Raw genomic sequence first — 18744 nt, 5'->3', positions numbered from 1 at the left:
GCATGGTCAATTGTATTAATATTATTTTTTATGCTTAATATTATTTTCTGGAGCTTTTTCCCGCTATTCGTTCCAATCTTTTGTGCCGAACCCCGGCACAAAAGGATTTCCACTGCTATCGGGGCTAGGGTTTTAGCTCCCATAGCATAATGACATTATTTAGTAGGGGTGTATTTCTGTTAAAAAAAACTGTTCAAAACACTCATTACTTGTACATACTTGTTTCCTAGTAATTTAAAATCGACTCCCAGCTGTCTGCCGAGATTAATTGCAATCTCTTTAGGCATGCCAAATAAAGCTCTGCTTAAGAGGACCTGGGCATGCTGGTCCTGCTGTTCGGGTTTGAGCAGCGGCATGATATATAAATCCTTAAGGAAACGGCTCAGCATAACAACAATATCTGGATTTAGATGAACGTTGTACTGCAGGTTCTGAAGGCAGAGATTATAATAGTTCTTACCCCCGGCTAAATATTGGTAAAATTCAGTTTTAAGCGTATCGAAAATTATATTGATGCCAATATAATTTGACTTTAAAAGAAAGCTGTAAAAGTCGTTACCGCATTTCTCAGGATAAAACCTATTTAAATAGCTCTCAGGACTGATAATATTTCCTATTGTGCTTCTGGTTGCCAGATACAATGTTGAATCACTGCTTATAAGAAGAGAGTCTTCCCGGTCCCCAATACACATGCTGTCCACTAGAATTTCCATCATGCCTTCCATACCTTCTTTCGGGGCAAGTTTGCGAACGACATTTAATTTTTCGGCAACCAGATCAATTTTGCAATTATCTTCTATCCACTTTAAAATATCCTTTAGGAATAAAATTCTTTTTTGATTAAAATCTTCTGGTGTATCAAATTTTGTTACCGACTGAGGTGTTATCTGTAAAGTCATTGAAGAAGGTGCAGAATTTGCCAGTTCAAAAATTTCCATCTCTATCTTGTCTTTTACAAGAAATGAAACGGTAAATCTGTGCTTGAATTCAAATCCGAGCTCTTTCTGCAAAGAATAAAACAGCATCAGCGCACTGAAATCAAGGGCAAAGTCCAGTGAGTGGTGCTTTTCCGGAATTGGTCTTGAGAGAAGCAATGGAATGGTTGTAAACTTAAAGGCTGGATTTCCGGTAAGATGCATATACGCATCAATGTAGTTTTCACCAAAAACCATTCTGGAAATTTCTGAAAAACCGAGTCGATAATTAAAATAATCTTCCAAAGACCGGTCTTTAAATTCTTTATCTTTTAGTCCTAAAGGACCGAAATGGGATTTGAAGAATTCGATTAAATCCTCGGGATTTTCCGGTGTCGGCAATGATTCAAAACCCAGCTCGTTGACAGGATTTGCCGCCTCATCCTGTATGGTGCGGAATAAGTGCCACGCATCATTTAAGATTTCATGGATGTATATGGTGGTAATCTTGTGGGAAACACCGATTGAAGTTGTAAAAGTTTCTCCGCACTTACGTCCTAAGAAGTCTTTCTGCAGGCCGCTTTCTTTTTCAATTTTTATATATTCTTTCTTTTCTCCCACATAATAAGTTACCCATCTGCCAAGCTCAACGGTCTGATAGCTTTTAAAATATTTGTGTTCTTTCAGAAATATCTGGCTTGCAAAATAATTCCTTCGGGCTTCAGTATTCAAAGTGTTGCAGGCAAGTTTAAATAGCAGTGAAAACCCTCGGTCCGTATCGGCTTCAGTCCTGATTAAAATCATGCTGATGGCCACTCCAAATGCTTCGTTATCAATCTCCCAGTCTATCTTGTCTGAGACTTCTTTAATTTTGGTAATGTTTCGGCGTCTCTCCAGAATGTGCAGATAGGATAATATATACTGCTCGTTTGCAGGAAAGTTTTCATAGAGATACTGGTCGATTTTTTCGATTTCGTCAAAATCATTAATTGCGTTGTATAAATTGTGTTCATACTCAAGCAGCTGCCGGTCAGGTGAATAGGTGTTTTCTCTCCAGAACTTCAGCAGTTCAAGCAGTTCTACGTAAAATCCTCTTTCCTGATCATTTCGGTCGCAGAGCTGTTCATGAAGGAGTATTATATAAAAACGGAGTGTTTCGCTAATCTTCTTTTTATCCAGAAATGTTCTTAAATATTCGATGGCTTCCTTTCTTTTTCCGATCGAATTAAAGCTTTCGGCAATAAGGGTTTTCCATTTGATGTCAAATTCTGTAAATTCCTGTAATGAAGAAAGCTTCCCGAAGATTTCCTTACGATCAAAATTCTTAAGGAATCTCGTGGTGATTATGATCTCCAGTAAGGATTTGAGTTGCTCGTTTTTGAATTCTTTCTTCTTAATTCTGGCCAGCTGCAATTCCAATATATCTTCTTCCAGTTTTTTATATAATATGCTTAGAAATGCGTTAATGATGTTAAGCCCATTTCTTTCCTCTATAACTTCAAGTGAATTCAGATAATCGGCAAATATATCTATTACTTCAGCGCTTCTTCCGTTAAGATGGAACAGTGCGCCTTTAAAAAGGTAGATTTCGCTGTACAGCTCCCCGCCGTTGGCTTCATACTGCAGCACACAGTCCAATGAATACTGATATTCTTTTTGATGATTGAGCACCTGGCAGAAACAGAAGGTATAGAACCACAAATCTTTATGTATTCTGGGATACAATGATTTTAAAATGTCAGGCTGGCGCTCATCGTTGCTGCGCAGATAACGGAGGTAGGAAAGAAAAAACTGCTGATGCACAATCAGTTCGCCCATTTCAGTATTCTGCAACGTTTCCACATACGTGCCCAAAATCTGTATCGCGTCGTCGATCGTTAAGCTGTTGTTGTAGATAAAATCATCTCCGCAGATGTACTTTTGGGAGTACTCGTTTAGGAATTTATTGATGGCTAGATCAATGGTTATGCGCCATGCTTCAAGGGAAACAAAAGTTAATTTAGTATATTTTGAAAAATCTATTTTCAAGCTGAGGCCGTAGTCGGACAAATCTTCAAAAAAAAGCAGCTGCCCGGTCACAACAATGTGCTGCACTAATCCTAATTGGAAATTATACTGGGAGAGGACGGCAGCGGGGATAGAGGGAATAAAGACTTTAAGGTCAGCGGCAGTTAATGCTTTTACGTACCAGGCAGAGAGATTGTACGGTTCTGTTTTTAATATTTCCTCTGCAAAAGCCGCTGCTTTATCTTTTTCCTCCAAGTTGAGATATTCCACGCATGCTCGCTCCCTGATTTCGGGATCGGTATTGCATAATTGATACGCGGTTATAAAGTCCATGGCCGCCACATCCGGCGTCAGGTCAGGAAGTTCCCTTTTGCAGGTTCCTTTCAGGTAGCATATCTTACTTAAAATTTTATTTTTATGCGGATGCTCGTTCTCATGAACCCTTTTTTCCAGATCCAGAAGAATATCAAAGGCTGTTTTAACTTTGAACTGGTCAAGTAATGATTCGATTGTTTTTAACTGTCCCTTGTATTCGGACAGCAGATCGCCAAGACCGATAAAAATATTATTCACCTGGTTCCCAATATGAATAGGCCCTCCCTGGGAATCTATCTGTCCAAAGTTTGCATTATTTATTTCCATAACTGTCCCCTAGGTGGATACTCCCGCCGCCACTGTTAAGTGTGCCAGTATTGATGTTTTTGCTGTTTGTAAAATTGGTAGTTGAGTTAAAGACCTTCTGATAAATTTCCTTGAGATAAGTTTCCGAATCCGGGTTATCCTCAAGGTCTCTTTCAATGACAGCCTTCACTGCATTGAGGCGCGCCGAGCTTTCTGGTCTTTGCTGCAGTTCGATAAGTTCAGTTGCATTGTTTTCGTCCTTTTTAAAAAGTCCTTTTAACCAGTTTACTGCGTTTTTAGAAACTTCTTCTCCTGTTGTTTCGAATACTTTTTCCAGTCCTTTTACGGCCAGCTGTCGGGCCAGCAGAGCTACTGCTGCGGTGGTGATCGGTTCCATAGTTTAAGTTTAAAAAAAATGAAAAAATAAAATTTGTTAGTGATGCCATATTTTTTAATTATGATCGTTCAAATATTGCATCAATATCATCTTCGCCCGACCTGCCAACGTAATAATCGTGGCTGTCACGGTCATAATCCGGCTCATAGTTTTCTAGATATCTTATAATCTTTCCATCTATGTCTATACCTGCAACTACGCTGGATGTATGAAAATAAATTCTATCCAATACATTTACGTTGAAGCCATCCATATAAGAATCAAGACTCTCACTTATTTCGTTTTCAATTCCGTTTATATCAACATCATGATCTGAATAGCCGTCAGGATGTTGGTAGTAAGTTAGATGTTTAGAATAATCAATATCAAAATCATTGCTATCGACAATACCTTTTAAATATTGCTTAAGCAATACATCTATCTGCATCAAGATATCTTCGTCTTCAATATTGTATTGATCCACAAAAGCAAATAGTTTTTTTAATGTATCTTCATCATATACCTCATCTATGAAATTGTACAGAAATTTAAAATTTTTAAATTTAATTTGCGGTTCAAATTCTGATAGAATCATTAATAATTCCCATAATCTATTTCCGCTTGGATGGTCAGCATTTATTAATGTGTTCAAAAAAAGTTCTATCCTTTTATTTATCTTTTCATTAAAAAAGTCAAGATAGCATAAGGCAATTAGAAAATTCCAATCCTGGCCTTCTAATTTAAGTTCAAAAAAATAATCAAACAAATTTTCTAAAATTCTGCCACTGTTCGAATTATTAATTTTATTAGATATTAATGAAGCGTGGAGATAATCTATGGAAACTTCGCTGTCCAGTGACTTAACAATATTACAGATTAAATGTATTTCATTGGAATATGTGCTTAAAACAAAATCAGCAATTGAGGGGTTGAATAAAACATACTCATATTTATTTTCCTCAATCTGATTTCTGTTTAATAAAGACCTAGTCGCTAATTTTCTGACTGCTTCAAAGCTTTTGTCGGAATAATCGCCCAGATTTACTGTATGAATGTTTAAAAATAAGTTATATGAATTTCTCAGGTTATCTTCACTAATTTTTCCGTTGTTAAAAACAGTAAGATACGTGAGGGCCCTTACGCAGTCATCTGTCTGGTTTTGAAAATAGTCAGCCCAGATAATTTCAGGTTTATTCAGACTCCTGCTTATATAAGACCAATAATTTTCTGGCTCCAAATTCCCAATAAGTGAAGAGTCAGTGATGAACTCTATTATTCGCGGATTGAAATTCCGATGTTTTATTATTTCCTTATATCTTTTCTCCTGATAGATAATGTCAATAAATTTCTCTGGTAAATTTGAATGATAAATATGATTATATAGAATTCTTGCTTTATCAATACTTGATAAATTTTCAATTTTCAGTAAAAATTCATTATCGCGAATTTTCAGGTTTTGAAAAATGTGGCTTAAACTGTAAGCTTTGTTTAAAATATTTGTCCTTGAGGTAAGGATAAACTTTTTACTTTTGTCTTTTCTGATTCTGTTGATGAATTTTATAATGTGGGAATCTTTTTTATTGTTTATGGCATCATACATATTGCTTCCAAGGAAATCGTCGCAGTAAAATAGAATTTTCTTTTTTTCATTTTCGCGGAATAAATTTTCAGCCTCGCTGATATTTTCTTCTATATCGCAGAATTCATACCCTTTTGCCATGTGGTGGACGGCCAGATTATCTGCAAGGGTGGTTTTGCCGATTCCCGGCTCGCCTGTCAAAATAACTACATTATTTTCTTCCAGTATTTTTAAGCCCTTACTATGATTTGCTGTTATTACATATTTATGGGTCTTCTCCTTGATTTCCATTATTGTAGACTGGCTTCTTCCTTTTATCGCATTATTATAAAGAAAGTCCAAAACGCTGGTACTGGTAATCCATAGTTTATAATTCCTTTCAACGATATCCTGGTTTTCCTTTTTAGATAAAAAAGCATTTAGATCTTCCATTCCCCAGATGTCTTGCTCATTATGGATATAAGGATGGAAAATTTTTTTGATTTCCTGTTTATTAATTCTGGAAAGTTTTTTTGAAGTGACAAAAATATATCTGCCGGGATTCAGCTTCTTTACTTTATCCGACTCTTCATTTTTTAATTTTGAAATCAGTTTAGGGTAGGGTGTTTCCAAAAAATGTTTGCATTGTATTATCCCTTCCTTTTCCACGCCAATCCAAAATCTGCCGTCCACACCGCCGTCTTTTCCGGATTTAAAAATCTCGACCTTTTTTCGCACTTCTTTCTCAATGATAGAAGCAGCCAAAGTTTCAAATTCCCGGTCATTTAATTTTGAAAAATCGTATTCCATGGTTTGGACAGTTATTGAATGGTGAATGTTGAATTTGGCTTGATGAGCATCCTGATTAATAACATGGTTAATCCAAACATAAACTCTACTTCATGTTCATTTGCTACGCTATCGTCATGTTTAACATGCTCGTTTTGATAATCATTATAATATTCCAATGTTTTTTGAAATGTGTTTCTAATTTCTTTGCTTATACCAAGATCTTTCTGATATTTTCCAATTTCAGGTATTTGATTGTCTAAACTTTTTGTATTTTTGAAAAGATCTTTTAATAACAATTCTAAAGCAAGTCTTAAGTTATCGATACTATCTCTATAATTTTCCTTAAGTTGATAATATCTTATAGCTATTTCAAATCTAGTTTTAGCTTTTGGGAAATGCTCAAGCCAATAAAATGTTTCCGAAACTAAGTCTTGTTGATCGTAGTTTTTAATTGCAAATTCATTTATTGAACGGAAATTAGAAAATTGATCTAAGTCATCAAAAGTAAAAGGTGATCGAATGTATTTCTGTACCAGTTCAATTTCTCGTAATAGTTTTGATCTCCATTTCTGAAATATTTCTTTTTTCAACTTAGGAAGTAAAATTCCTTGCACCTCTTCATATTCAAAAACTTTCGCATCTAATTTTTGAATTAATAGTTCAGTAAAAATTTTCTTTCTAAAAAAAATAATCTCTGAAGACAATCTGGCTGAAATTCCTTCAAGGTCTACTTCAAGCTGTTCAAATTTAGCGGCAACAACAAAGTTTTCGATTTTCAAATCATATTTTTCGCAAAAATTATCAATGTCATCTATTGTTTGAAATAACTCTCCGTTTTCGTTTAATAAGTGTTCTTTAAGTGCTTCATCTGTAAGAGTAATTGATAAGAAGTTTTCTTTTTCCTCTACCAGTAAATTCCAAATGTTTGTGAGCCAAGCATCAGTTAGAAAGTTGGCTGCAAAGGTTATCTCTCCTAGAGTGTAATCAATAATATTTGTGTAATAAATCCCAGCAAACAATTGTCTTTCGGCATCTAGATTATTCTCTGATTTGCAAACTAAATTATTTTTAATTTTGAGAGGTTCAATGGTTGCATGAACTGGGATTATTGATATCCCCTTAACTTTATGAAGAAGTCTGTTATTCTGTGAAATTTCGATTTCATTGTAAAGGGCTTTTACACTTAATTGTTGTTTGTCCAAGCGAAAATTCTCCATGATTTGTACTGTTTTTTGTAATTTCCGCGAGAGTCCCCGCAAATGGACGTGGAGGGGGTTTCTAATCTTAAAATTTCTGTTAAAGATAAAATTTATTAAGAAATGTAAACTTGAATTCACAACAAAATTTGCAAATGAGAGAAAGCGCTGTTAGCTGCTTTTTAGTTTACTTTAAGCGACCATTTAAGATAGAATGCAAAAAATGGGTCAGCAATATATAATTTAGGATCCTCATCTTTACCCCAATCAATTACAGGTTGACCAGGCAGGGACTTGGCAATTTTATCCATTTCCGATAAAACTCGAGATATTTGTCCTCCGGACGGCATATCATCCGCTAAAACTTTCTTAACAGAATTTCGAAGTTCATCATATGTTATAACAGTTTTTGGTCCAGTTTCTGCTATCGCATGTAAAATGACAACATAAATGTCTGCGGTTTCTCCAGATCCAAGTTTTCTCTGAATTCTTTCTTGACCTTTTATTTTTGGCCCAGCGGCGAGCCTTTCAAATGCGATTTTAGAGGTTATAGTATTAACAACTTGATTAAAAAATTCTTTATAATTCGGTTTTTTTATTGTTTGAACTTCTTCTTTACTTTCCTCAATACCATTTATTTTACAGATCCTAGAACAGAACTCTTGCATTAAATGTGGACTCCCATAACTTTCATTTGCAAGATGAGTAATTATAGTTGGCTCACACGAGACATTTAACTTTTTAAAACCTAAATTGGCAATTTCTTCTAGTTCGTTAATTTCCCATAATGGTATAGATAGTTGTGAAACCCTTCCAGTCATTTCTGATTCAACTTTTACAGAATCAAAAGCTCTATGCGGAACGGCTAAAATTACCGCTTTTAACCCTTTAAATATGGGCTGTTTTATGGCTCTTACTATACTTTGTTGTAAATCGGGATTCATATAATGAAAGTCATCAATTAAAAGAACCACATTTCGTTCAACTAGAGTTTTTAAAACAATTGATTTTAGTAGTGTCACTTTTGTAGTACTAGATGATTGCGTATCTGTTTGCACGTCTTTATCCGCAACTTTTGAACCAAGTTTTACAAAAATTTTACCGATTTCTCCACTGATTTCTCCTGATTTTTCCGCCGATTTACTTTTAGTTTGTGTAGTTACAGTTTCTACATCAATCTGCAAATCCATCGCAACGAATTCCCAAAATTCTATTTCAGTACGAATTGCTCCTCCATCAACAAAAACGCAAGATTCTTCCGGAATAACGCGAGTAGATAAAACTGTTTTTCCACATTTAGTAGGTCCGGTAATAGAAATTAATTTATGCCCAGTTTCAAGATAATCAACAAGTTTATCCTCTAATTTAAGTTCTGGTCTAGGATTGTAAGTATTAACAGGAAATCCTCCAGATATAAAAACCTCATTTGTTTTCATCGTAATATTTTTTATAAATATATATATAATTGTACAATTTAGATAAACTCATGTTCTGTAAAATTGCAGCTAACTAATCTATACCGTACGTAAAATGGCACTAATACGACTTTTAAAGTTGTCTTTGTACCATTAGTAAGATTTTTAAGCGAATATAAGAATAAATACCAAATCTTTTCAGCTGTTCAACTATAGCTGTAACTAAGTAATTTCAGCCCGGGGTTTCTGCAATGCTTGACAGTTTTAGGGGCAGTCTTTTGGAATTCTTCTTCAAGCTGACTGCTTTTTTCCTTAATGCTCTTTATTCCCAATATTCCAATTGCTTCCCTTTTACTTTTTATCAAAGACACGGTATGCTTTTGTTTTATTTCAGGAGCAAAGGTAGTCCGTGTCCTTTAGCAAAAGCAAGGCCGGGCCTTTCAGGTCTTGGCAAAAAATCTCCACCCATGCGGGTTGTATTTTTTGCCAGAGCCTTGCTTTTGCCGGACACTCACCTTTTTATGCTCATGAAACAAAACATAGCATACTGCGGCTCTTTTTGCTGCTTTATTGATGCTATTTTAGGGAAATCATTATAAAGAGGGCAGAGGCTTTGAAGGTGCTGGATAAATAATACCAAGAGTTGGCACTGGAATATAATTTTGTCTGATCACATAATGCTGTATTTTTTGGAGCTTTTTCCCGCTATACGTTACAATCTTTTGTGCCGAACCCCGGCACAAAAGGATTTCCACTGCTATCGGGGCTAAAAAAGGAAGGTTATTATTGTATCTTTGTGAGACTGGCCAGGATCAGTTCACAATTATATCTCGCACCAAAAAACAGCAATCGAGGTTAGGCGCTATTTTGTCTTATCGTCTTTTAATATGCTTAAGTTTTACTTGTTTAATCATGTTCAAAGAATCTTCTATATTTTTTCTCAATTCGTGTGTTTTTGCATTTTCAAGCTTCTCTTTGTTTTTTTCTTCTGCTTCAATATCCATTTCGGTAATTAGTATTTGTGTTGTGCAAGTTTTTAAATCCTCTGAATTTTTACATAGGATCGATACAGTTTTTAGATCTTCTAGTTTACCTTGATAATCTAAAATAGCACCTTTTGATATAGCTCGTGAAAAATAATTTGCAAAGTTGTCAGGGTTTTGAAAAATCGCTTTATTAAAGTCTTCAATAGCATTGTAATGATAATCTAGTTCTTGTAAACAACAACCTCTGTATTCAAAAATTCCATCATTAATTCCCATTTCAACAGCCTTGTCAAGATAAGTTAATGCTTGATCAATTTCATTAGCCAAATAAAGTGCAACTCCAATTTCTTTAACTGATTTGGATGACATATCTACATTGTTGTTATCATTACTAGTCGATTTTCTAAAAAAAATATTTAGCCATTTCATACTTTGTATTTATGAGTGATGTTTTTTAAAGGCAGCCTATAACGTATTGTCGGTTGGCTATGTTAGCGGATGAAAGAAGTCTAATTTTTTTTGGTTAAATATTTGATTTTCAGGTGTAAATTGTTTTTAAATTAGGATCAATACCGTCATATTACCAAATGACTATTAACAGTGGGTCTTAGAACGTAAGATCTTCCCAATCAGTTTTGTTTTCTTCTTTTGATTTACTTATTCTATTTTCAACTGCTTCGATAAATTTTATCATACTTGAAATACTATTAAAAACTAATACACTTTCTTCATAATTAAGAATCGGATTATCATGTGCAAAACTTTTATTATTTCTGACATCATTGAAAGAATCTAAGTTACTAATAGAAGTTTTTAAAATTCTTTTGGACATTTCAGTTTCTAAGTAAGCATTTGCAGTTAAAAACTTTATATATTTTCCAAACACACTATGTAAAGCTTCTTCGTCAGTATATTCGATTCCATGTTTTTTGCATAGTTCGCGTATATATTTCATTACAAAAGTATGCAGACGATCAAGAGCAACTTCGGGTAAGTTTTTTTCAATACTTTCTCTTATAGATTCTGCTAGTTTTTTAAAATCTACATCATCAGAATTCGGTTTTATTGCACTGATATCGTCAACAAGATTTCCTTGTAAGGATTGAGATATTTTAAGACATTCATGGTAAAGTTCTTCCTCCTTTTTTAATGCATCAGCATCTTTAGGATGCCAAGATGTTGCTTGCGCTTCTTTCAGTTTTTCAAAATAATGATGACACATTTCTTGAAGAAGTTTTCCAACAGTATTGTTGTCTTCAATTTTTATAAATTGTCTTAATCTATTTGCTTTTGAGTTTGATGCATAATGATATTTTTCATCATTCATATTAAGACCTGTAACCACACCAACAAATTCATGAAAAGTTCTGTCTGAGAAATCCGCAACATAACCACTACTCATTCCTAAGAATTTTTCAATTTTAGCTTTATCTCGAATATTTATTTCTGCCATGATGTTTTTTAGATAACTATTAACGTTCTCGCTTTGCAAGCAGTTTGAGACTAAATTAACTCCATTATTCGGATTTGCCAAATCTTCCAAATACAAGACCAACTTCAAATTAATTGCAGGTTCATTTATCCATAACCCTAAGTGTAAAGTCAATGTCAATTAGTTTGTCCAATAAAACTGCATTTACAAAAAAATCTGTTTTCTTTTCTAAACTACTCTTAATATATAAGTCAAAATCCTCTCTTGTAAATTGTGCAATTGGAAAACCAAAAACGTGTCCTAAAAATTCAATTTCGGTAAATTTTTCATTTTCATATAAATAGTTCATTCGATTTAATATTAGAGTCGGCGTTTCAGCTTCACTTTTCGTAAACAGGAATATTCCATACTTACGTTCAAAATAAATAACAGGTAAGTTTCCAAAATTATACCTTGAAAATTGCCTAATAATATCGAATTTTTCATCTTGTCCAATATTGCTTTTTGATTGTCGGTCAAACTCTTCAAACCACATTTTTATGAGACCTCTTTTAAAGTTTCTGCACAATTGTTGCTGAAATTCAGTTTTAAATTGAAAAGATTTGTTAAGCACTAATCTTAATTTTCCGTTTCTTTCTTTAACATCAAAAAAAATTGATTTAAATTTTCCTACTTGTCTTTTTTGAGTTCTACCTGAGAGAAATCTTTGTCTGGTTATGCAAAATGTTTCTTTTAATGCGGTTTCTATTGAATATCGATTTTCCGTTGTAGCATTCCCAAAAAAATGATTGCAATTATCGCAAACGGTTTGGTTATAGTTTTGACCTCCTAAAGATTTAGGAATTGTATGAGCTTTTTTATCAAAGGTAGTTTCGCTTTCAACTAATTTGCACCATAGACATCTTTTCATAATATTTTCTTTGAATCTCGCATAACTAATTTATCAAAGCCAAAATGGAACTAAAACAGCTTTCTGTAGCTGACTTTATGCCATTAGTATAATCTTTAAGCGAATATAAGAATAATATGCTAAATCTTTTAGCTATGTGGGATTAGCTATGAGCAGATAGTTTAAGTCTGTGGTATGTGCAATACTTCGTAAGTTCAAGATGTTATTTTGGGAATTCACCCGAAGCTGGCTGCTTTTTTATTAATACTCTTTATCCATAACATCACAATTGCTTCCCTTTTCCTTTTTATCAAAGTCCCTGTATGCTTTTGTTTTATTTCAGGAGCAAAGGTAGTCCGTGTCCTTGAGCAAAAGCAAGGCCGGGCCTTTCAGGTCTGCCAAAAAATCTCCACCCTCCGGGTTGTATTTTTTGCCGGAGCCTTGCTTTTGCCGGACACTCACCTTTTTATGCTCATGAAACAAAACATAGCATACTGCGGCTCTTTAGACGAATAAAAAAAAATGTCAGAAATATGAATTGAAATATTGAAAACGCCACGATGAAACAAAACAGCGCCTGCTCTCATTGCCGAATAAAATTTCAAAAAAAAGTAAAAAATATAAAGTGAAAATGCGGGGCGGGAAAGGGAGAAGGCGGCGTGTAGTTTGGGTATGTGGGTTCGCTGGTGTGGCGGTAGGAAAGGAATATAAAACTAAAGTAATAGAGTAATTAAAGATAAATAAACATTTAAAAATCAGGAATCATGAACATTACAGGAAGAGTGACAAAAGATGCGCAGGTGCGCACCTTGTCAGACAGCAGACAGGTAGTAAATTTTTCGGTAGCCATCAACGAGAGCTACAAAAACAAAAAAGGCGACAGGGTAGAGCAGACCACCTTTTTCGAGTGCGCCTACTGGATAAGCCCAAGGGTTGCCGAGTGGCTGACCAAAGGCACGGTGGTGGAACTCACTGGCATGGTAAGCGCAAGGGCGTGGAAAGGGAATGACGGGGAACTTCGCGCAGGGCTGAATTTCAATACTTCCAATATTAAACTGCACGGGGGCGGGAAGAAGTCCGAAGGGTCGCAGGCAGTGAAAACTGGGCAGACTGCAGAGCAGGGAGTAAACAAAAAAGCCACCTTAAAAGAGCCTGAGGACGACATCCCGTTTTGAGCAGGCAGTAAAGCGTTCTAAACAATTTTATTTCAAACTTTAAAAATCAAATATCATGGCACATAATATCAATTACAACAGCGAGACAGGAAAGTATTCTTTTTTCAGCGTAAAGGAAAAAGCATGGCACGGGCTCGGGCAGATCGTGGAGCAGTACCCGACAAGCGCAGAAGCCATCAGACATGCCGGGCTTAATTACGAGGTGGCTAAAAGCCCTCTATATACAAAAGCATCGGGCATTATCCAAACTTCGGGCGGTATTGAAATGGGCAGTACGGAACTGGCAGTACCTGACTGCTTTGCCACTATCCGCACCGACAGCAATGCCGTTTTGGGCGTGGTTGGGAAAGACTACCAAATCGTGCAGAACCGTGAGGCGTTCAGCTTTTTTGATGCCATTGTGGGCGGGGGTGACGGTATACTGTACGAGACAGCAGGGGCACTCGGGCAGGGGGAACGCATTTTTATTACGGCAAAACTGCCCGATTATATCCGTGTAGGGAAAGGCGATGATGTGACCGAAAAGTACATTTTCCTTACCACCTCCCATGACGGAAGCGGAAGCATCACAGCGGCTTTTACCCCAATCCGCATCGTATGTCAAAATACCCTTAACGCTTCGCTTAGAAATATGAGTAACGTGGTGCGCATCCGCCATACATCAGGCGCTAAACAGCGCCTTGACGATGCCCATAAAGTCATGGGACTGGCGGACAAATTAAGCACGGAATTGGAAGGCATTTTCAATGAGTGGGCTAAAGTTAAAGTAACAGACAAAGAAGTTAAAAAACTGATACAGTTGGCACTATGTCCCAATACCGAAACACTCGCTTTAATTAAAAAGGGGGCTGAGGATGAAGTGTCCACCATATTTAAAAATACCGTAGAGGATGCTTTTGCCTATGCCATGGCAAGCGAATCTCAGCTGATGCCGACGACTAAAGGCACGCTATTCGGGGCATACAATTGTGTGACGGGCTACTATCAGAATGTGCGAAAATACAAAGACAGCGAAGCCAAACTGCAGTCCATCGTGATGGGAGGCACAGCCCAGGGAAAAGCCCAAAAGGCGTTTGAACTGTGCACGGCTTTTCAGGCAGATGGTGCGCAAATCCTTAATCTTAATTAGCTAACCACAGGCGGTCGCCTTCGTGGCGACTGCCTTTAAAATCAATTTTAAACGGTGCAAATAATAGATGAAGATTTGCGGAATTGAATAACATAAAAGCGCAGGAATTATGGCAAGGAAGCACAGCAACAATTTTGAGTTTATACTGTATCTCTACAATCAATTTGTCAGCAAACACCGCAGTATAGGCAAGGAAGCACGGGTGTATTGGCATATTTTGGACATGTATATAGAACTGGGGCTCTCAAAAAAAAGCCAGACAGCCGAAAAAAAGTACGCCCAAAAGCTTATAGCCATCATAAGGGAAGCGGTAATGAACTGGAACACTCATCTGCTTATCTTAAAAGGGGAAGAAGGAGAAAAGGAATATCAGGAAAACATGAAAAGCTACATCGAACGCCTTTACAGGTTAGGGCATGATGAGCAGAGCGTAATAGAGCTAATAATTAAAAAATTAAAATTAAATTATGGAAACGACAACTAATTTTTTCAATCAGATAGCACAGTTGCAGATCATAGGCGATTTGCACATCACCATTGCCAAAGGAGCAGAGGACAGGCTTATAGTACTGGTTATGCTTCAAAACGAAGAGTGTGGAGACAATGCCAAACACAGCATACCGCCATTAAACCTAAGAGGAACAGCCGAAGAACTCGACAGTGGTTTTTTTGAGAATATCACAGCGCCCATTGAGTCGGCTTCGGGTCTGATGGTTGACATGGAAGGTTATATGAAACGCCTTGAAGACACCAAAAAGCAATCGGCTATGGAAAAAGAGAAAGACGACAAGCAGAAAAAAGAGCAGGAGGCCAAGGATAAAAAATTCAGCGAAGCTATGGCAAAGGCGCACGAACTGGAAAAAGAAGGGAAATTCCGTGAGGCATGGATAAAAGTGCCCGAAATACATGAGTTTCCACTAAAGGCGGAAGAAATACGAATACGCAAATCCGAACTGTCGGCAAAATTTGCGCCCGATCTGTTCGGCAGTACAACGGAAACCGCAAAGACCGAACCGCCCCGAGAGGCACTTTTTCCTGACTATGGCAATGCCATTGTGCAAGAGCCCGAAACGGAAGGGGAAGAAATTGACGCAGAGGACATGGGAAACTGGGAAGATGACTCCGAAGCAGAGGAGTAGGATATTAATCTAAATAATAATGAAATCATGTTACTAGCGACACAATTACAGCGGGTTTTTATACTCAAAGACAAGGGGCAGGAAATAAGGCTTTCCGACCCCGAGCCAAGATGGAGCACCGAAGCGGTACTGAATTTTTATGCCCCGACCTATCCGATACTGACCACCGCCAAAATATCAGCCCCTGTTATCAGGGACGATTCGGTGGAGTACCGATTTGAAACGGTAATGGGAACAAAAGGCTAACCAAAATTTAAAGCCATGAATTATGCAACAGACAATCATATCGGGAACAGTGCAACTGCCCGAGCAAAAAAAACAAAAACAGCTTCACGCACAGCTCGCAGGGTTTATGCATTGGATGCAGAGACCAAAAGATGCAGGCGAGGTGCAGAAAGACAAACCAAGGTCAGTGCCTGCGGGGATGCTACCGATGGTTTTCTAAAGGTTTCATTTCTGCCCAGACTGCAAGAGATTAAAACGGTACAGGCTTGTCAGGATATTTCCAAAATGGAAAGCGATTTTTATAGCTCTCTTGACAGTCTAGCTGAGCATTACCATATTGTGCCGATGCCGACCCGTCATTTTGAATATCCCTATAATATGGCATTGGCTGTATCGGATTTGGAAGAGAAGCTCAAAAAAAGTGTGGGGAACTTTTCCAAACTGAGGTTATTGCAGGACAGCCACAGAACGTATCTGCTCAGCGAGGAAAAGTACAGCACAGGCACAACGCTGTATTATATCCCCATAGAACCGATTTATCAAATGCTCAGAGAACCGAAGCACAAAAAGAATGCTCACCTGCTTTTCTCGGTCTGCTCGTATCTGTATCATAGTGCCGATGTACCGTATTACAGACAGCAGGGCAGTTATTTGTACTGGCTCTATGAAATGCACAGGGAATGGACAGAACAGGACGAGGACAGGGAGGAAAACGAGATATATGTGCGGGAGTTCGATAAGTCAGAACTTATTGGGGACTGTATCGAAAAGAAGATTTTCAGCCCTATAAATTTAGCCGTGTTTGAAGAGCGTTTAAAAGGTTTTAAAAGCAGTGATGCCTTTGATAAGCAGTGTTCTGAAATTGCAAAAAAAGCTTTTGCATTATATAGCGACTATCCCCATGAAAGCATTTTTCGAAATGCACCAATGAATGACAGGGATGAAGACGAAGAAACGGAAAACGAGAGCATAGGCATGGAAAAGTACATTTCCTTTATCTCCGATACCAAAGGATGGCTGTATGAAAGCATAGAGGAGAGCATCAACAGCGAGTTTAACGAGTACGGTGCAATGGACGAGCCGACGATTTTAAAATGCTTTGATGGTAGTGAACTGACAGAGCACAGCCTTGATTTTGAAAGCCGACTGTTTGCCCTTTTGGATGATATGTGCGCTTTACTGTATAACTATAAACAGAACGAAAATGAATAATTTAATTGATAGAACAGAGGATTTCGGGAGACTATACCACCCGAAATCCGCCCTTGTTTTCTATGAAAGTAAAGGTTTAGATAAAGAAGTATATGTAGAGCATTTTGATATGGATAGAAACGGCACGCCTATCAATGCTCATCCGCTCACAGAGCTTGAAGCAGGGGCACTCGCAAAAGCCCTTATGACCGAAAAGCAGAGGCAGACCGCCTTTTTGAAACCCGTCGGGATTTTGCCAACAAATATCCTGCATATTAATCCAAGCAGGGACAAAGGCGCTGTGATATGGTACACCAAATCCCAAAAAAGACCGCTTTATTTTATAGAGGGCTTGGGGATTCCGAGCGGTCAGGGGTTTGTGCCTGCTATGGTCTGGCAGGCTACCAAAAATAGCCTGCGGGTATTTGCCCTTTCCACATGCAGGAGACCCACAGAGAAAACACCGCTGTACTATGCGCCATTTTTTAACATTTATGAAGACGGCAGGGTATGTATGGGGTCTGTAAGTATTGAAATAAAAGAGTCTGCCTGCGTTGAGGAATTTACAAAGGCGTGGGAGGATTATTTTTTCAATAGCTATTTCAGCCACCTTATGGGAGAGAATAGCCCTGTAAAGGGCAACTGTGTGACCCTGTGGAAAGACTTAATCTCGACAGGCAGAACCTTTCCCATAGAATTATTGAAAAAGAATAACAAAACAATTAAAAATCTATTGTCATGAAAACAGGCAAAACCAAAATGCATTTTACAGACCCGTATCTGATTAGCCCGACCAATCCCATTGCCGTTAACCTGATAGGGGCGGGAGGTACAGGCTCAAAGGTACTGACCGCCCTTATGGAAATGAACCACAGCCTTACAGCGCTCGGGCATGCAGGGCTTTCGGTGCGCCTTTGGGATGATGATATTATCACAAATGCCAACCTCGGCAGACAGCGTTTTGCGCAGAGCGAAATAGGTCTTTACAAATCCGTGGCACTTATCAACCGTGCCAACCGTTTTACTGGCACAAACTGGAAAGCGGAAACCGTAAAATTTCATAGGGACAGCTTTGGAAAACTGCCTGATAATGCGAAAGCCACTATTTATATCACGTGCACGGACAGCGTGAAGTCCCGTTTTGACATAGCCGAAATATTAAAATACGGCAACCAAAGGCATCACAGGGACGACCCGAAGTACTGGATGGATTTTGGCAACAGTCAGTATACAGGGCAGGTCATACTCTCCACTGTTGAGGAGATACCACAGCCCAAGTCCGAAAAGTTTGAAACCGTGGCGAGCCTGCCGTTTGTAACCGAGGAATTTGGGGAATTGCTGAATCAATCTGAACAGCAGGACAACACTCCGAGCTGTTCACTTGCCGAGGCACTCGAAAAACAGGATTTGTATATTAATTCTGCGCTCGCTCAGATGGGTTGCTCGCTATTGTGGAACTTGTTTCGTGAGGGCATGACAGCAAACAGGGGATTTTTCCTGAATTTAAAAGATTTCCGGGCACAGTCCATTCCAATATAAGCTCGAAATCGGGCGGTAAAAAGACACTCCTTCCTCTCGGGCGGAGAATCTTTTTGCGTTTAAAATGGTGGAGCGCTTTTGCCAAAATGCAGTTCCCGCTATTTTACCAAATCCGCTGCGATGTTTTTTAAGGGATGCTTATCATCCCTTTTGCTGTTTT

16 protein-coding genes are annotated in these 18744 nt (G+C 37.6%); 8 read left to right on the top strand and 8 right to left on the bottom strand.

Translation table 11 applies throughout. The annotated features are described in order from the left end of the window. Positions 1–179 precede the first annotated feature (179 nt). The 8 genes from ACFSC2_RS21190 to ACFSC2_RS21155 form a co-directional block, all read right to left on the bottom strand. Positions 180–3563: a PIN domain-containing protein gene (locus ACFSC2_RS21190; RefSeq protein WP_379813070.1), complete on the bottom strand. Its 3384-nt coding sequence runs from the start codon at positions 3561–3563 to the stop codon at positions 180–182. Then, a complete protein-coding gene (locus tag ACFSC2_RS21185; protein ID WP_379813069.1) occupies positions 3550–3939 on the bottom strand; it encodes a hypothetical protein in 390 nt (129 codons plus the stop codon). Before ACFSC2_RS21185 ends, ACFSC2_RS21190 begins: the two co-directional genes overlap by 14 nt. A gap of 58 nt (positions 3940–3997) precedes the next feature. After that, a complete protein-coding gene (locus ACFSC2_RS21180) occupies positions 3998–6286 on the bottom strand; it encodes an nSTAND3 domain-containing NTPase (RefSeq protein ID WP_379813068.1) in 2289 nt (762 codons plus the stop codon). Positions 6287–6297: 11 nt separating this feature from the next. Further along, positions 6298–7485 carry a hypothetical protein gene (locus ACFSC2_RS21175; RefSeq protein WP_379813067.1) on the bottom strand — a complete coding sequence of 396 codons (1188 nt, stop codon included), beginning with the start codon at positions 7483–7485 and terminating at the stop codon, positions 6298–6300. A gap of 161 nt (positions 7486–7646) precedes the next feature. Next, on the bottom strand, positions 7647–8900 hold the full coding sequence (locus ACFSC2_RS21170) for a hypothetical protein (protein ID WP_379813066.1): 1254 nt from the start codon (positions 8898–8900) through the stop codon (positions 7647–7649). A gap of 851 nt (positions 8901–9751) precedes the next feature. Next, entirely contained in the window at positions 9752–10294 is a 543-nt protein-coding gene (locus tag ACFSC2_RS21165; protein ID WP_379813065.1) for a tetratricopeptide repeat protein, read from the bottom strand. Between the two features lie 178 nt (positions 10295–10472). Then, positions 10473–11318, bottom strand: a complete 846-nt coding sequence (locus ACFSC2_RS21160) for an abortive infection family protein (protein WP_379818700.1) — start codon at positions 11316–11318, stop codon at positions 10473–10475. Between the two features lie 121 nt (positions 11319–11439). Continuing rightward, a complete protein-coding gene (locus tag ACFSC2_RS21155; protein WP_379813063.1) occupies positions 11440–12207 on the bottom strand; it encodes an HNH endonuclease in 768 nt (255 codons plus the stop codon). Between the two features lie 743 nt (positions 12208–12950). On the opposite strand from ACFSC2_RS21155, the gene ACFSC2_RS21150 reads away from it, so the two are divergent. From ACFSC2_RS21150 to ACFSC2_RS21115, 8 genes are all read left to right on the top strand, one after another. After that, entirely contained in the window at positions 12951–13361 is a 411-nt protein-coding gene (locus ACFSC2_RS21150) for a single-stranded DNA-binding protein (protein WP_379813062.1), read from the top strand. 55 nt (positions 13362–13416) lie between these two features. After that, the gene (locus ACFSC2_RS21145; protein ID WP_379813061.1) at positions 13417–14490 is read left to right on the top strand and encodes a DUF932 domain-containing protein; all 1074 of its coding nucleotides are present in this window, start codon (positions 13417–13419) and stop codon (positions 14488–14490) included. Positions 14491–14599: 109 nt separating this feature from the next. After that, positions 14600–14974 carry a hypothetical protein gene (locus ACFSC2_RS21140; RefSeq protein WP_379813059.1) on the top strand — a complete coding sequence of 125 codons (375 nt, stop codon included), beginning with the start codon at positions 14600–14602 and terminating at the stop codon, positions 14972–14974. Beyond that, positions 14958–15629, top strand: coding sequence for a PRTRC system protein E (locus tag ACFSC2_RS21135; protein ID WP_379813057.1), 672 nt, complete (start codon positions 14958–14960; stop codon positions 15627–15629). The genes ACFSC2_RS21140 and ACFSC2_RS21135 overlap by 17 nt, the downstream gene beginning before the upstream one ends. A 27-nt stretch (positions 15630–15656) precedes the next feature. Further along, positions 15657–15875: a PRTRC system protein C gene (locus ACFSC2_RS21130; protein WP_379813056.1), complete on the top strand. Its 219-nt coding sequence runs from the start codon at positions 15657–15659 to the stop codon at positions 15873–15875. Positions 15876–15890: 15 nt separating this feature from the next. Beyond that, a complete protein-coding gene (locus ACFSC2_RS21125) occupies positions 15891–17066 on the top strand; it encodes a hypothetical protein (RefSeq protein ID WP_379813054.1) in 1176 nt (391 codons plus the stop codon). After that, positions 17059–17787, top strand: a complete 729-nt coding sequence (locus tag ACFSC2_RS21120) for a PRTRC system protein B (protein ID WP_379813052.1) — start codon at positions 17059–17061, stop codon at positions 17785–17787. Before ACFSC2_RS21125 ends, ACFSC2_RS21120 begins: the two co-directional genes overlap by 8 nt. Further along, a complete protein-coding gene (locus ACFSC2_RS21115) occupies positions 17784–18584 on the top strand; it encodes a PRTRC system ThiF family protein (RefSeq protein WP_379813050.1) in 801 nt (266 codons plus the stop codon). The genes ACFSC2_RS21120 and ACFSC2_RS21115 overlap by 4 nt, the downstream gene beginning before the upstream one ends. Positions 18585–18744: the final 160 nt, after the last annotated feature.

It is taken from the genome of Flavobacterium artemisiae, assembly GCF_042678225.1.
In the GTDB taxonomy this organism is placed as follows: domain Bacteria; phylum Bacteroidota; class Bacteroidia; order Flavobacteriales; family Flavobacteriaceae; genus Flavobacterium; species Flavobacterium artemisiae.
The sequence above is the reverse complement of the archived record's forward strand: the minus strand, read 5'-3'. Positions and strand labels throughout refer to the sequence as shown.